At 66.1% G+C, this 15,655-nt stretch carries 12 protein-coding genes and 1 tRNA gene; 2 read left to right on the top strand and 11 right to left on the bottom strand.

What is annotated here, in order from left to right:
- Positions 1 to 43: 43 nt before the first annotated feature.
- Both CLG96_RS03440 and CLG96_RS03435 read right to left on the bottom strand, forming a co-directional pair.
- A complete protein-coding gene (locus CLG96_RS03440; RefSeq protein ID WP_107966422.1) occupies positions 44 to 4,693 on the bottom strand; it encodes an NAD-glutamate dehydrogenase in 4,650 nt (1,549 codons plus the stop codon).
- Positions 4,694 to 4,895: 202 nt separating this feature from the next.
- A complete protein-coding gene (locus tag CLG96_RS03435; RefSeq protein ID WP_133175330.1) occupies positions 4,896 to 5,534 on the bottom strand; it encodes a PAS domain-containing protein in 639 nt (212 codons plus the stop codon).
- A gap of 120 nt (positions 5,535 to 5,654) precedes the next feature.
- Here CLG96_RS03435 and CLG96_RS03430 point away from each other — a divergent pair.
- Positions 5,655 to 5,730 (top strand) — tRNA-Thr (locus CLG96_RS03430).
- 127 nt (positions 5,731 to 5,857) lie between these two features.
- On the opposite strand, the gene CLG96_RS03425 is transcribed toward CLG96_RS03430, so the two are convergent.
- The 8 genes from CLG96_RS03425 to CLG96_RS18605 form a co-directional block, all read right to left on the bottom strand.
- Positions 5,858 to 6,934, bottom strand: coding sequence for a lipocalin-like domain-containing protein (locus tag CLG96_RS03425; RefSeq protein WP_243395583.1), 1,077 nt, complete (start codon positions 6,932 to 6,934; stop codon positions 5,858 to 5,860).
- Positions 6,934 to 9,462: an FtsX-like permease family protein gene (locus CLG96_RS03420; protein WP_107966420.1), complete on the bottom strand. Its 2,529-nt coding sequence runs from the start codon at positions 9,460 to 9,462 to the stop codon at positions 6,934 to 6,936. The genes CLG96_RS03425 and CLG96_RS03420 overlap by 1 nt, the downstream gene beginning before the upstream one ends.
- Positions 9,455 to 10,132, bottom strand: a complete 678-nt coding sequence (locus tag CLG96_RS03415) for an ABC transporter ATP-binding protein (protein WP_107966419.1) — start codon at positions 10,130 to 10,132, stop codon at positions 9,455 to 9,457. The genes CLG96_RS03420 and CLG96_RS03415 overlap by 8 nt, the downstream gene beginning before the upstream one ends.
- A 55-nt stretch (positions 10,133 to 10,187) precedes the next feature.
- On the bottom strand, positions 10,188 to 11,078 hold the full coding sequence (locus CLG96_RS03410) for a glycoside hydrolase family 130 protein (RefSeq protein ID WP_107966418.1): 891 nt from the start codon (positions 11,076 to 11,078) through the stop codon (positions 10,188 to 10,190).
- A 4-nt stretch (positions 11,079 to 11,082) separates the two neighbouring features.
- Positions 11,083 to 11,859, bottom strand: coding sequence for an SDR family oxidoreductase (locus CLG96_RS03405; protein WP_107966417.1), 777 nt, complete (start codon positions 11,857 to 11,859; stop codon positions 11,083 to 11,085).
- Positions 11,860 to 11,941: 82 nt separating this feature from the next.
- Positions 11,942 to 12,298 carry a DUF1428 domain-containing protein gene (locus tag CLG96_RS03400; RefSeq protein ID WP_107966416.1) on the bottom strand — a complete coding sequence of 119 codons (357 nt, stop codon included), beginning with the start codon at positions 12,296 to 12,298 and terminating at the stop codon, positions 11,942 to 11,944.
- Between the two features lie 160 nt (positions 12,299 to 12,458).
- Entirely contained in the window at positions 12,459 to 12,887 is a 429-nt protein-coding gene (locus CLG96_RS19415; protein WP_423828179.1) for an SRPBCC domain-containing protein, read from the bottom strand.
- Between the two features lie 85 nt (positions 12,888 to 12,972).
- Positions 12,973 to 13,173, bottom strand: a complete 201-nt coding sequence (locus CLG96_RS18605; RefSeq protein WP_165799464.1) for a hypothetical protein — start codon at positions 13,171 to 13,173, stop codon at positions 12,973 to 12,975.
- A 10-nt stretch (positions 13,174 to 13,183) separates the two neighbouring features.
- On the opposite strand from CLG96_RS18605, the gene CLG96_RS03385 reads away from it, so the two are divergent.
- Positions 13,184 to 15,031 (top strand): CocE/NonD family hydrolase, encoded by a 1,848-nt coding sequence (locus CLG96_RS03385; protein ID WP_243395627.1) that lies wholly within the window; start codon positions 13,184 to 13,186, stop codon positions 15,029 to 15,031.
- 32 nt (positions 15,032 to 15,063) lie between these two features.
- Here CLG96_RS03385 and CLG96_RS03380 read toward each other — a convergent pair whose 3' ends face one another.
- Positions 15,064 to 15,612, bottom strand: coding sequence for an NADPH-dependent FMN reductase (locus CLG96_RS03380; protein WP_107966414.1), 549 nt, complete (start codon positions 15,610 to 15,612; stop codon positions 15,064 to 15,066).
- Between the last annotated feature and the right edge of the window lie 43 nt (positions 15,613 to 15,655).

Here is a 15,655-nt window from a genome sequence, read left to right as displayed (position 1 = left end):
AGGGATAACGGTAAGTGGGTGGGGCACTTGTGGGACGGCGTCTTTACCGGCCCAGCAGAACGCGGGCCTGGCCGGCGAGCTGAGAGAGCATGGCGACGGTAGTGACGGGGCTTGCGCGGACGCGGTCGACGAGGCGGCGGAACTGATCGACGCGCGCCGACTGGGCCGCGAGCCAGGCATCGACCTCGGCCAGCGGATCATCGGTGAAGCGGGCGAGGAAATCGAGCCGGAGTTGTTCGCATTCGCGCGCTATGCCCGCCGCCAGCAGCCTTTCCCACGGATCGGGTGAGGTGAAGCGCAGCGCCGCCGCCTTGCCCCAGTCGAGACCCAGCGCCTCGCCGAGACGGACATAAGCGAGCGTCGCGACTATCTCGTCGATACCGAGCCGGCTGGCGAGCGAGGCGGTGCCGATCGCGCCGTCCAGCTCGTTGAGGCGCACGATGCGATCGATGATCGCCCTGTCCGCGCCGCTGCCGGAAATATGCTCGCGCAGCGTATCGGCCTGGAGCCGCGCCTCGCGCTTCAGCAGATCCTGCAAGGCGGCGTCGAGCCGATCGATGCCGGGGCGCAGCCGATCGGCAAGATCGCCCGGGCCGAATTCGGAAGGGGCGGCGCGCAGCAGATCGGCGACATGGAGGCGAACCGCAGCCGCCGCGGTGTCGAGCAGCAGCAGCCGTGCATCCTCGCCCACCTCAGCCCGCTCGATGTCGTTCCACAATGTCTCGAGATCGAAGATCCGGTCCACCGCGAAATAGGCGGCGGCGACCGAGGCGAGGCTGGTCCCTTCCTCCTCCATCAGTTCGAAGGGCGTGACGAGGCCGAGCCGGTTGACGACCCGGTTCGCCATCTTGGTGGCGATGATCGGCCCGCGCAGCCGATGGGCATCGATCGCCTTGGCGAAATTCTCGCGCATCTCGCGGGGGAAGGCGGCATGGAGCAGCGGCGCGAGCAGCGGATCGGCGGAAAGGTTCGTCCGCTCGATCGCCTCCTGCAGCGCGAGCTTGCCATGGGACAGGAGTATGGCGAGCTCGGGCCGGGTGAGGCCGCGCCCGTCCTGCTCGCGACGGAGCAGTTCCTCATTGCTCTCAAGACCATCGACCGTGCGGTCGACGCGGCCGGCCGCTTCGAGAATCTCGATCACGCGAAGCTGGGCGGGCAGCGCATCGGCGCCGCCGCGCTCGGCGAGCGACAAAGCGAGTGTCTGGAGACGATTATCCTCCAGCACCAGCGCCGCGACATCGTCCGTCATGCGCGCGAGGAGCGCGTTGCGATCCTCTTGGGGGAGGCGGCCCTCGTTCATCTCGCGGTTGAGCGCGATCTTGATATTGACCTCATTGTCCGAACAATCGACGCCGGCCGAATTGTCGATGAAGTCGGTGTTGATGCGCCCGCCCTTTTCCGAATAGGCGATGCGGCCGGCCTGGGTGACGCCGAGATTGGCGCCCTCGCCGATCGCCTTGGCGCGGATATCCTCGCCATTCACGCGATGTGCGTCATTGGCGGGATCGCCGACCTCCATATTGCTCTCGTCGCGCGCCTTCACATAGGTGCCGATGCCGCCGAACCAGAGGAGATCGACCTCGGCCTTGAGGATGGCGGAGATGAGCGCGGAGGGATCGAGGCTGTCCTCCTCCACGCCCAGCATCGTCTTGACGGGGGCGGAGAGGGGGATCGCCTTTTGCGTGCGGGGGAAGACGCCACCGCCTTCGGAGATCAGCTTCGCATCATAGTCGGCCCAGGAGGAGCGGGGCAGCGCGAACAGGCGGGCGCGCTCCGCCCAGCTTTTCGCCGGATCGGGATCGGGATCGAGGAAGATATGGCGATGATCGAAGGCAGCGACGAGCTTGAGCGCCTTCGACAGCAGCATGCCATTGCCGAACACGTCGCCCGACATGTCGCCACAGCCGGCGACGCGGATCGGCTGGCTCTGCACGTCCACGCCCATTTCGGCGAAATGGCGCTGGACCGAGACCCAGGCGCCGCGCGCGGTGATGCCCATCGCCTTATGATCATAGCCGACGCTGCCCCCCGAGGCGAAGGCATCGCCCAGCCAGAAGCCGCGTTCGAGCGCGATGGCATTGGCGACATCGGAGAAGCTGGCCGTGCCCTTGTCCGCCGCGACGACGAAATAGGGATCGTCGCCGTCATGGATCGCCACCCGGTCCGGATGGACGACCGCGCCTTCGACCAGATTGTCGGTGACGGAGAGCAGCGCGCGGATGAAGATGCGGTAGCTTTCCGTGCCCTCGGCGAGCCATGCGTCGCGATCGGTGGGGGTGGGGAGCTGCTTGGGATAGAAGCCGCCCTTCGCGCCCGTAGGCACGATCACGGCGTTCTTCACTACCTGCGCCTTCATCAGGCCCAATATTTCAGTGCGGAAATCATCGCGCCGGTCGGACCAGCGCAGGCCGCCGCGCGCGATCGGGCCGCCGCGCAGATGAATGCCCTCGACACGCGGCGAATAGACCCAGATTTCGCGCCAGGGGAGGGGCCGGGGCAGGCCGGGAACGGCAGCGCTGTCGAGCTTGAAGGCGAGCGCTTCCTGCCCGGCGGGCGAGAAGGCATTGGTGCGCAGCGTCGCGAGGATCAGCGCGCGCAGGCGCCTGAGGATGCGATCATCGTCGATCGCGGCGACGGCGGTCAGCCCCTCGTCGATTGCGGCCTCGGCGGCCTTGGCATCGCCCCGGCCGGCCGGATCGTGGCGCGCATCGAACAAGGCGATCAGCGCGCGGGCGATGGCGGGCGCCTTGCGCAGCGCGTCCATCACCGTCTGCAGGCTATAATGAACGCCGGTCTGGCGCAGATAGCGGAACCAGGCGCGGAACAGGATCACTGCGCGCGGATCGAGGCCGACCGAAACCATCAGCGCGTTGAACGCGTCATTTTCGGCGCGGGCCTCGAGCACAGCCGCCATCGCTTCCTCGACCAGCGGCGCGCGCGCGATCAGCGCATCGGCGGCGGCGGGCGAATCCGCCTGGACGAGGAATTCGTGGATATAGCCCGCATTGCCGCCGTCGAGCGGGGTGGGGATCTCCTCCAATACCACGAAGCCGAAATTCTCGAACACCGGCACGGCTTCCGAGAGCGGGATCAGGCCGCCGAGCCGATAGGTCTTGATGCGCAGGCTCGCCTGCCCATCGCCGGTGGCGCGATAGATGCGCGCGCCCCGGGCCGTATCGTCCGTAAGGGCGGCGAGGCGCTGGATATCGAGCGCGGCTTCGGCGGGATGGTAGCGGTTGCGATAGCCGGGTGGGAAGGTTTCCGCCCAGTGGAGGGTTAGGCGCGTGGCGCGCGTGGCATTGCCCCGATCGGCCAGATGATCCTCGACCGCCACGGCCCAGCCGCGCAGCATCGCCTCAATCTCCGCATCGAGCGGAGCGGCATCGGGCAGCTCGGCGCCGTGCGGGAGATCGAGCGTGTAGCGGATGAGCGCGAGATCGCCTTCGCCCAGTTCGAGCGCCCAGTTTGAGATAGTGGCGCCAGCGGCCTTTTCGAGCAGCGCGCCGATCGCGACGCGGCGGGCGGTCGACAGCGCCTCGCGCGGCAGCCAGACGAAAGCGAAGAGATGACGGCGGAGCGTGCCGGGCACGAGCACCAGCTTGGGCCGCGGCCGATCGGCGAGCGACATTGCGGTGAGCGCGACCGATTCCAGCCCGGCGGGATCGATGCCGATCAGCAGATCATGCGGCAGTGCGGACAGCACATGGCGCAGCGTCTTGCCGGCATGGCTGGTGGGATCGAAACCATGTTTCTCCTCGATCGCGGTGAGCCGCGTGCGCAGCAGCGGGACCCGGTCGGAGGGGGCGCGGAGCGCGGCGCTCGTCCACAGGCCGGCATGGATGGAGAGGCCGGTGATGCGGCCCTCATTGCGCACCGGCAGGACGAGCAGGTCGAGCGGCGCGCGGCGATGGACGGTGGCGATGCGATCCGCCTTCAGGATCAGCGGCGCCTCGCATCCGCGCTCGAACCAGCGGATCGCGGCATTGCGTACCGCATCGCTCCATAGCGGCTGGCCGGGGCGGCGGAAGATGCCGAGCCCGCCGGGGGCGATGCCCTCCGCGGTCTCGATGCGATGGCCGAGGAGCGTGAAATGCCGTTCGAGAAACCAGCGGAGCAGCGCCGCGCCTTCGCCGTCGGGCATGGCATCGGCCTCCTCGCGCAGCGCGAGCTGGAGCCTCGGCCAGTCGGATACGGCGGCGCGGACATCGGCCAGCACGTCGCCCAGCTCCCGCTCCAGCGCGCGGCGAACGCGCGCATCGGCGCGCTCCACCTCCAGATAGACGATCGATTCGCGCCGTTCGCCGCTCGCATCGCCGCGGAGGATGGACTGAAGCCCGCCCTCCGCATCGCGGCGGACCGAGACGATCGGATGGAGCAGGCGATGAATGTCGATCCGGTGCGCGGCGAGCGCGCCCGCGATCGAATCGACCAGAAAGGGCATGTCGTCATTGACGATGCCGAGCCGCATCCGCCGCCGTGCGCCCTCTCCCCCCAGCGTTTCGAGCGCGAAGGCGGGCGTGCCCGGGCGGCGATGCGCGGCGATGCGGGCGAGAAAGGCGGCGGCCGACATGCGGGCGGCGGCATCGAACCCGTCCGTCTCCCCGGGCAGCGCGCCATCGAGCAATGCCGCAGCCAATGCCTGTTCGGATGCGGTAAGCGTCTCGTCGCCCTGGATCGCCCGGGTGGCATTCATTCGTCCTGCTCCTTCGCACATGGGCGCATCATATGGGCCCGTGTCGTTTCGTAGCCGGGGATATGCGCGCCGCCCAGAGCCGGTACAAGGATCGGGCACACGGTTGCTTCACATCGCAACGGGGCATGTCGCGCATGGGGCGTGGGGTTATTTTAGCTTCGCGGCGGAGGGTGGCGGCGCAACAAAGCGCTACCCAGCCCGATCAGGCGTGCGCCATCTTCCACGGCGACTCGCACAATGCGAACGGAAAGGCCGGGCGATCGCCGAACAGGCCGTTCATGGCGGTGACGATATCCGCCGGCAGCGCTTCGGGCGTGAGCAGCTTCCAGCTCAGCAGGCCGTAAATATGGTCGATGTCCCTGCCGTTGGACGAGAAGGGCAGCAGGATGCCGCGATAGAGAAGGATGTCGCCATGATCGCCGGCCAGCTCGGCCTCGAAGTCGATCGGGGCACGGCGGGCGAGGACTTGCGGATAGCGCGTCGCCAGATGCGACAGGAGCGAGCCTTCCGGCATGTCGGCCAGCGCAAGGCGGCCTTCCGCGCCGAGCCCGGCCTCGTCGCGGAGCGTTTCGCCGATGAAGGCGATGGACGGCTTGGTGCCGGATAGTTCGATCAGCAGGGCATGCGGCGCGAATCCGCGCAGCCATGCGCCGTCAAGTTCCGCGATCGACGGAAAGGCGCGGCCGCGCAGCAGGGACTGCCAATGATCATGCGCGCGGGCATGAATGCGGCGCTCGCGTGCGCCGATCGCGGGCGGCGGCTCCATCATCGGCTCGAGCGCGGCCGGATAGTCCCGGTCGATCGTCCCGCTTGCCTCGCTCCGCGATCCATCTTCCATCACGACGCTGCTCCGGCGGGACTGTCCCGCGGATGAAAGACTGCACCAGGGACGGTTGATGATCGGTAAAGCGCAGAGGCGGTTGCGCTCGATCGGACGCGCTGATAAGGAGCCCGCCGGTTCGCCGCTTTAGCTCAGTTGGTAGAGCATCGCATTCGTAATGCGAGGGTCACAGGTTCGAGTCCTGTAAGCGGCACCACCCCTTCCTGAATTCCCTGCCTTCCCGGACATTTCGGCGCGCAGCCTGGGATGTGCGCAGAATTGCGGCAATTCCGGCGTGCCATGATGGACGCTGTGGTCGTGAGACGCCGACGTGCAAGGCTGCGCTAAAAGCGAAGCGCGCCTGCATATCCGGTCAGCTCTAAATAGCCGCGCCCGCTCTGGGTCGAAACCAATCCTTCCCAATAGACCGGCATCGCGCCTGCGCGCCCGTCAAGCTCCTGCGCGTCGAACAGCGGCTTGAGGCGGACGCGTCTCACGCCTTCGGGCAATCGGACGATGAAGTCCGCTTCGACGGGGTAGACGGCGCCCGTTTGCGGTGAGCGCCAGCGTCGTCGCGGCACGAACCGGACATCGGCGGGGGCGAGGACGATCTGGCTGCCGTCCGGCCGCCGCATCGTGCCGCCCGCATGGATCGGATGGCCGTCACGTCCGCGCACCTGAAAGGCCATCAGCGCAGCGCCATCATCGAAATTGATCCCGGTCCAATCCCAGCCCGCGGCATTGGGCGGAAGAAGAGTGGACGACCATTCGCGATCGAGCCAGGCGCGTCCCTTGACCGCGATCGGCTTGCCGTCCTTCACTACCGTCCCGGTCACCGCCAGCTGCGGCATGGAATAATAATAGCTCGCCTGCTCCGGGCGCGGGCCCTTGCGGCTATAGCCGCGATCGCCATTCACCATCACCGGCTGCGTCGGTGCGAAGGCGAGGTCCAGCGCGAAATCGCGCGCTGGAACATGCGCGCGGAAGATCCCGTCGGCGCGTCGGTCGAGGCGCCAGTCGAGCAGCCTGATCCTGGCATCGCCCTCTGCGGCGGTCGCGAGTCCGAAACCCGCCCTGGCGATGCGCCGATCGTGGATCAGCCTGGCTTTCACGGGATCGGACAGCGCGGCATGGGCGAAGAGTATCTGCCTTGGCGCGAAGGCGCTCGGATTCGATGGGTCCGCCGAAGGTCGCGAGCGGAAGAATGTGATCTGGAAGCCCAGCGGCTTTCCATCCGCGCCTTGCAGCCAGCCCGTGAAATACCACCATTCGGTGCGATAGGCCGGATGCGCGCCATGGTCCCGCGGGAAGCGGAATTCGACGCCGGGCATGACCGGTGGATAGTCCGGATCGGGCCCCGCCGCCGGCCCGGCGCAGCTTATGCCAAGCGCGAGCAGGGCGAGCATGTGCCGCCAGCGCATCACCAATCCTCCCGCACGGCGCGCACCGCGTCGCGCGATACCGCCCGCCGCCCGGCGATCACCGCCGTCCCGGCCGCAGTGATGATCAGGGCCGCCACCACGGCCAGGATCAGGGCCCATGGGATCGTCGTCGCCATGGTCCAGTTGAAGGATTGCGGGTTGATCACATGGATGAGGATCTGGCTCAGCGCGAGCCCGACGGTAATTCCCGCGGTGACGCCGATAAACCCAAGCAGCGCGCCTTCGCTCGCCAGCATGGCCAGGATCTGCCCGGCCGTCATTCCGACATGGCGGAGCATGCCGAATTCCTTGATCCGCGCGATCGTCTGCGCCGAGATCGTCGCGGCAACGCCCGCAAGCCCGATCAGGATCGCAATCGCCTCGAGCACATAGGTGATCGCGAAGCTGCGATCGAACAGCGCCAAGGCCCGCGCGCGGAGCGAGGCGGGCTCGGCAAAACTGACGCGTCCGGCGAGATCGGGCGGCAGCCTCGCCTCGATCGCGGCACGCACCGCCGGAACCGATGCGCCCGGCGCAATATCGACCGCCGCCTCGCTCCGCATTTCATCGCCGGTCAGCGCTATATAATCGCGGGCATCGATGATGATGGCGCCCTGCTGCCGTGCATAATCGCGCCAGATACCGGCGACATAAGCTCTTGCCGGCTCTCCCTCCTTTCCGATCGGGAGCGAAATGGGCGCGCCGGGCCGGGCTCCGTAGAGCCGCGCCGCGGGCTCGGACAGCCACAGCGCAAGCCCGACGCCCGGGCGTCGGGCTTTCTCGATCAGCGGCAGCTCATAGCCGGGCCCGGCGACCGGCCGGACCAGCAGCAGGACGGGAGGAAGCTCCGGATCGAGCGTCATGGATAGGCTCTTGCTGAACGCGATCCCCGCCACGCCGGGCGTATCCGCCAGCCGTCTCTGCGTCTCCGCGTCGAATGAGGCTTCGTTCGACGCGGCCGCCACATAAAGATCGGCGCTGAGGAAGCTGGCGAGCCAGTCATCCACCGAACCGCGGAAGCTCGTCACCATCACGGCCATCGCGATCATCAGTCCCGTGCTCGCGACAATCCCGCCCAACGCCGTCGAAGCTTGCGAGGGCGCACCGAGCAGGCGATGCAGGGCCAGATCGAGGGAGGGAAGGCGGCTGTCGGCCCGGGCAAGCGGTCGGAGCAGCGTCCGGGCCAGCCACGGCATGCCGGCCACGCATCCGGCAAGCATCAGCGCGACCGCAAGATAGCCGAACAGCGGCAGCCGGTTCACCGCCGGGAGGAAGGCGAAAAGGGTGGCTAGGGCGATCAGCGCCATGGCCGGCCAAGCTTTGGGCGCTGCGCGCGGATCGACCGGATCGCCGGCATCCTTCAGCGTCTGGGCAGGCGCGATCCGCGCTGCCTGCCGGGCGGGCACATAGCTCCCTGCGACGGCCGTCGCGATGCCGAAGGAAAGGAACAGGAGCGCGGCCATGGGCGCGAAGTGGAGCTTGGGAGAGGTGCCGCCAAAATAGCCGGCGCCGAGATCGCCGCCGACAAATCTCAGCGCGGCCCCGGCAATGGCATAGCCGCCCGCGAGCCCGAGGAGCGATCCGGCGATCCCCAATAGGGCGCCTTCGCCGAGCAGCTGCGCGCCGAGCGCGCGCTTCTGCATGCCGAGCGTCCGCAGCAGCGCAAATTGCCGCAGCCGCCGCGTCACGGAAAGGGATTGCGCCGAATAGACGAGAAAGCCGCCCGTCAGCAGCGCCACGAGCGCGAGCATGTCGAGATTCACCCGATAGGCGCGCGACAGCGTGTCGCCACGGCGGCTCTCGGCCTCGGCATCGGTCAATCGCGCGCTGCCGGGAAGGACCGTCTCGACGGCTCTGCGCGCCGCCTCGATCGACACGCCTTGCGCGAGCTTCAGGTCGATCCGGTCGAGCATTCCCAGCCTGCCGAACCGCCATTGCGCTGTCGCTATGTCGATGACTCCGATCGCCTGCCCCGCATCCACGCCCGGCAGGTCGCCCGTGATGGTGAAGCTATGGCTTCGGCCGTTCGCACGAACGTCCACACGGCCGCCAATTCTCAGGCCATTCTGCGCGCGCGCGGTTTCGGACAGGTAGAGCGCGTCCATGTCCAGCGCGGCCTCGGCTTCGCCTGCTTCCGCCGAAGTCCGCCCGATCAGGTTCGGCGAAACGGTAAGCGCGCGGAGCATGTCGAGGCCGAGAAGGGTGATCGGCTTGTTCTGCTCGCCGATCATGGCCCTGAGCTGCACGACCGGGCTCGCATCGGCGACGATCTCGAGCGCCATCAGCCGTGGATAGAGCGTCTCGTCGAAACCGAGCGCGCTCGCGCCGCTTATCTGGAGATCGGATCCGCCCGAGACGCTCCGCACGGCCTGGCCGAAGGCGTCGGCCGCCGAACGGTTGATGACATGGACGGCGAAGGCGAGCGCAACGCCGATGGCGATGGCAAGTCCCGCCAGCAGGAACCGCATCGGGAAGGCGCGCAGCTCTCCGGCGATCAGCCAGCGCCATCCGCCGCCCGTCTCAGCCATGGGCCGGAACCAGCCCGTGCGGCGTGAGCAGCAATTGCCGGTCGGCGGTCGCCGCGGCGGTCGGCGAGTGAGTCACGAGGAGCATGGCCGCACCGCGCTGCTTCACGCTCCGGCCGAGCAGCGCCATGATCTGCTCGGCCGTATCCGGATCGAGATTGCCGGTCGGCTCGTCGGCGAGGATCAGGGCGGGCTCATGCACCAGCGCCCGCGCGATCGCGACACGCTGAAGCTCGCCGCCCGAAAGCTCCTTGGGATAGCTTCGCCGTCGCTCTCCCAGGCCCACGGCATCCAGCAGCTCGCCCGCCCGCGCGATCGCCTTCGACCGCGGGATTTTCTGGAGGATGAGCGGAAAGGCGACATTCTGGGCGAGGTCGAGATAGGGCAGAATATGGAAGGCCTGGAACACGAAGCCGATCTTGTCCCGCCGAATTACCGTCCGCTCCGTCTCGTCGAGCCCGGCGAGATTCCTGCCCGCGACCATTATTTCCCCGCTATCGGCCGCATCGAGCCCCGCGACGATGTTGAGCAAGGTCGACTTTCCGACCCCGGATTCGCCGCGGATGGCGACCTGCTCCCCCGCTGCCAGCACGAGATCGAGGCCCTCGAACAGCCGCCGCCCGCCCGGCAGGGATTTTGAAACGGCGGTCAGCCGCAGGACGTCTTCACGCATCGGCCATGCGATAAAGGGTCGCGCCCGGCCTTTCCACTCGATCGCGTTCAGATCCTCAATTCCAGATCGGTCTCAAAGTGGCGCGCAGCATGTCCTTGTCTGCCACCGAATAATAGAGCTGCACCAAATCCCCCTCCGATATGCAGGAGGCAGCGAAGGCGATGTCCGTGGCGTCCCCCTCCGGTGGCGGAGGAATGATCAGAGGTTCCTCGGCGCGTTCCACAATTTGAACATAGCTCGCGTCCAGCATGATCCAGCCGATACGCCAATGCGCGTTCTGATTTGCGCCATTATAGAACATGATGGGCGCGCCATGCTGGGGCTGCCAAACGGGCCCGGTGCTGATATGCCACCCATCCCATCGGCCGGGACGCGCCGCGCATAGCGGCTGGGCCAGGCTCCAGGGCCCGTCCACCGTGGCCGCCCGCGCAACACCGATCTTGGACGCTTCGCCGGCCGCATATTCGAAGAACATGCGCCAATCGCCCTGCGGAGTCGCGATCACCGTCGCTTCCTTGGGATTGCGCCGATCCGGCGCAGATTCGATCGCCACGCCAATCTTCGCGAGACGCTTCGGATCCGGGCCCTTTGCGAGCAGCAGCTTGCCTTCCTTCCTGGTCTCGTTCCATCCGGTATAATAGACGAAATAGCCTTCCGGCAGCGCGATCACGGTCGGATCCTCGCATCCGTCGAGATCGTCCGCATCCGGGCCGGGCGCGATGACCGGCTCGTCATCCAATATGAAATGCAGCCCGTCCTTGGATCTTCCATAATGGATGCGCGCGATCTTGTCGGCGGGATTGGGCTCGTCCGGCACGATCCGCAACATCAAGGAGTAGGCATCGCCTTCCTTCCAGACGTAGGGGCTGAGCGCATACATGCCTGCTATTCGCGGGCCGCGCGCGAGCGAGAGCGGTTCGAGATTCTCGACGACGAACCCCCTCATGCGATCAAGCCCCCTGGCCCATATTCAGCATGAGGCCGCCATCGATCACGAAGGTCGCGCCCGTCACATAGTCCGCATCCTGCGATGCCAGATAGACGGCGAGCCTTGCAATCTCCTTCGGATCGGCCGCGCGCTTCCACGGAATGCTGGCGATCTGCTCCTCCATGATCTTGGGATTGTCGATCGCTTCCTGGTTCATCTGCGTGAGGACCATGCCGGGGGCGATGTTGTTCACATTGATCTTGAGCGGCGCCAGTTCGAGCGCGAGCGTCGTGGTCAGATTGCGGAGGCCGCCCTTGGAAGCATCATAATCGGCTGCGCCTGCCCGCGGGATATCCTGATGGACCGAGCTGATATTGATGATCTTGCCTGCGCCGGCGTCGCTCTGGCGGCCGCGCACAAATTCCCTGCTGCACAGGAAAGGGCCGGTGAGATTGGTTCTGATCGTCTCGTTCCAGCGGTCCAGCGTCATATCCGCGACGTGGATGCCCGCGGAGTCGATCCCTGCATTATTCACCAGGATCGTTGGCGTTCCGAGCTTCTGCGCGCAGGCGGCGAAGGCGGATAGGATGTCCGGCTCCGACCCGACGTCCGCCCGTCCGGTGGCGCATCGCGCGCCCAGCGCTTCGATCTCGGATTTGACGGCCTCGGCTTCCGCGTCATCCTTATGGTAGAGTATGAAAATCGACGCGCCTTCACGGGCGAACTCGATGGCGGTAGCCTTGCCGATGCCCGAGCTCGCGCCTGTAACCAAGGCTATCTGCCCGTCGAGCTTTCCCATTTCCGGCCCCATTTCCGGGCTTTGTCGCTTAGCCAAGCCTCTTTGCGCAGAACCCCGTCAGACTGCTCCTGTTCCGTCGGGCCTATGCCCCGCTATCGAGCAATATTTCGAACCCGCCATAGATGAGGCGCTTGCCGTCGAAGGGCATGTCGTCGCTCATCTTCATGCGCGGATCCTCCATGATCTTCTTATTGGCCTCGTCTCGCACCGTCTTGGATGGCCAGACGATCCAGGAGAAGACGACATTCTCGCCCTCTTCCGCCTTCACCGCGCCCTTGAAGTCGGTAATCTTGCCCTCGGGCAGATCGTCACCCCAGCATTCCACGATGCGCGTCGCGCCATATTCGGTGAAGACCGATGCCGCCTTTGCGGCCATGTCGCGATAGGCCTCCTTCTTGTCGGTTGGAACGGGGATCACAAAGCCGTCAATATAGCTCATGGCGTTTCTCCCTGCAGATGGGCGGGCGGAGGGCCGGATGGCGCCCTAACAGCGGTTGCGGTTCAGCCGATGGCCGTTGCGGTCGCCGCCGCCTCGGCTTCGGCGAGTTGCCCGGCGGCGACGCTCCAGCCCTGGTGGAAACCCATCGCTTCATGGCGTTTCAGCGTCTCCTGGTCCCAGTGGCGGACGCGGTGTAGCGGGTTCCAGCTCCTTCCGGCTCGAAGGTAACGATCGCGACCATGAATGGGTCCTGCGAAATCCATCCCGCGCTGAAGGCATTGGTGAAGACGATCTTCTCGTTGGGCACGATTTCCAGGAACACGCCCTCATTCGACATCTTGGTGACATTTCCTGCCGCCTCGCGGATGGATGGATCGCGGTGGCGCGCGATGCGCTCGATCAGGCGGATCTGGTCTTCACCGGGAGCGCACCGGCAATCGCCCTGTCGATCGAAGGCGGCCGCGCGCTTGCCGAACGCTTCGTGACCTTGTTTCCGCTGCCGTCGCGCATCGTCGAGAGCCTGGCCGGAGCGCATAGCCATCGCGATGGCGAGTGGCTTTTCCAGAGCCGGAGCCATTCCGGCGAACATATCTCAATGCGCCAGCATAGGCGCTTGGTGGACGAGTGGGTTGGTCGATCCTGCTCCGAATGTTCGTCTTCTCCCGTCGAGATGGTCATTTGAGAGGTTTGCGGTCGGCAAAATATTCAGGTTTGGCGCTGCCGATCGGCAACGTTTCTTCATCAACTGGGGCGTTATCAGTTTTCATCGCTTCCTTGCTCGGTTGGGCCATGGTTATAGCTGGCCGCATCATTGGCAGGATTGAGGGAAGCGAGATGGGGATTGGCAGGGCGAGGCATTTGACGGCGCTTGCCATGCTGGCGGCCATGTGCGCGCCGAGCATGGCGCTTGCGCAGACGGCGGCGATGACGCCGGACACGGTCAAGGTCTATGATCCGGTCCGCGCGCAGGCCGATTATGTCCGGCGCGAAGTGATGATCCCGATGCGCGACGGGACGAAGCTGTTCACCGTCATCGTCATGCGCAAGGGCACGAAGCGCGGCCCCATCCTGCTCAGCCGCACCCCCTATGATGCCGGCAGGGCCACATGGCGCAATCCGAGCCAGAAGATCGAGGAGATTCTGCCGATCGCCGACGCGGAGTTCGTCAATGACGGCTATATCCGCGTTTATCAGGACGTGCGGGGGCTGGGCAAATCCGAGGGCGACTATGTCATGACCCGCCCGCTGCGGGGGCCGCTCAACGCCACCAAGGTCGACCATGCGACCGATGCCTATGACACGATCGACTGGCTGGTGAAGCATGTGCCCGAATCCAACGGCAAGGTCGGGATCACCGGCTCTTCCTATCTGGGCTTCACCTCGCTCATGGCGCTTGTCGATCCGCATCCGGCGCTCAAGGCGGCCGTACCGCAAAGCCCGATGGTCGATGGCTGGATCGGCGACGACTGGTTCCACAATGGCGCGTTCCGCCAGCCGAGCTTCGATTATGTGATCGGGCAGACCGCCAAGGCGGGGAGCGGGCCCGTGCCCTATGGATCGGGCGACGACTATGTCACCTATCTCGCGGCGGGATCGGCCGGCGATTTCGCTCGCGCCTATGGCGTCGATGCCTTCCCCTTCGCCCGGAAGCTGATGGAGCATCCCGCCTATGACAGCTATTGGCAGGAGCAGGCGGTCGACAAGCTGCTTGCCCGGCGCAAGCTGACCGTGCCGACGATGCTGGTCGTGGGACAGTGGGACCAGGAGGACAGCTATGGCGCGCCGGCGGTCTACAAGGCGCTGGAGCCGCAGGACAAGAATAATGACATGCTGTCGCTGGTCATCGGCCCCTGGCGGCACAGCGGGGTCAATTATGACGGATCGAGCCTTGGCGTCCTGGCATTCGATGGCGACACCGGCCTGCAATTTCGCCGCGACACGATGAAGCCCTTCCTCGATCAATATCTGAAGGACGAAGCGCCCAAGGCGAATACGCCTCCGGTGCTGACCTACGCTACCGGCGAAAACAGGTGGCAGGCGACTTCGGCCTGGCCGGCGACGGGCACGCCGACGCCGCTCTATCTTCAGGCCGGGTTCGGACTCAGCTTCAAGGCGCCTTCCGCGCAAGGGCATGACGCCTATGTCTCCGACCCAGCGAAGCCCGTGCCCTTCGTGCCTCGCCCGATTCATCTTCGCGATGCGGATGTCTGGAAGCCGTGGCTCGTGAGCGACCAGCGTTTCGTCTCGGATCGCACGGACGTGCTGAGCTATGTCACGCCGCCGCTCGACGCGGCCGTCCACATTGCGGGCGCTCCGATGGTCGATCTGTTCGCGGCGACGAGCGGTAGCGACAGCGACTGGGTCGTGAAGCTGATCGACGTCTATCCCGAGGAGCAGTCCGCGCATCCGAAGCTGGCGGGATATCAGTTGCCGATCGGCATCGAGATTTATCGCGGCCGCTATGTCCACGGCTTCGACAAGCCCGGCGCGCTGACACCCGGCAAGGTGGAGAATTACAAGTTCGGCCTGCCCAATGTGAACCATGTGTTCGCGCCGGGTCACCGCATCATGATCCAGGTGCAGTCGAGTCTGTTCCCGCTCTATGACCGCAATCCGCAGACCTATGTGCCGAACATCTTCAATGCCAAGGCGGCAGATTACAAGCCCGCGACGCAGACCATCTTCCATGAGCCGGGGCAGGCGAGCGCGGTGTGGCTGCCTATCGTTCCCTGACGCGGGGCCCGGGAGCGTGGTGGGCAAGATCTTCAGCCGAGCGACGCCACGAAATCGGCGATGAACTTGCCCAGCCGTGTCCGGACCGTCTCATCGATGAGGTTCCCCTCGGCATCGAAGGCCTTTGCGGCGTGCGGGACCATGAGGCGACCGCCTGTCCAGAGCTGCGCACCGAGCGTGCGCAGCACCGGCAGCCACGCATTCTGGGCGAGGATCGTGCCGAAGCTTCCAGGAGAGGCGCCGATCATCGCGACCGGCTTGGCCGCGAAGATGCGCGCAATATCGGCAGGCGGCCGAGACGCCCAATCGATCGCATTCTTGAATACGCCAGGAATGCCGTTGTTATATTCGGGTGTGGCGAGCAGCAGCCCGTCCGCCGCGGCGATCGCCTCCTTCAGCGCGGTGACGCTGGGCGGAATCCCTTCCGCCTCCTCGACATCGGCATTGTAGAGCGGAATGTCCGCGATCGGCGCGATCTCCAGGCGCGTCCCCGCGGGCGCGCTGGCCTGAGCGGCGCGCAGCAGGCCGGCGTTGAACGAATGTCTGCGCAGGCTGCCCGATATGCCGATCAGCAAGGTCATCTGCAAACTCCGGATGGGAAATCGGGATGATGCCGATCCCGGA

Source organism: Sphingomonas oleivorans, from assembly GCF_003050615.1.
GTDB classification, from domain to species: Bacteria; Pseudomonadota; Alphaproteobacteria; order Sphingomonadales; family Sphingomonadaceae; genus Sphingomonas_H; species Sphingomonas_H oleivorans.
This window is presented reverse-complemented; position numbering and strand designations above follow the sequence as displayed.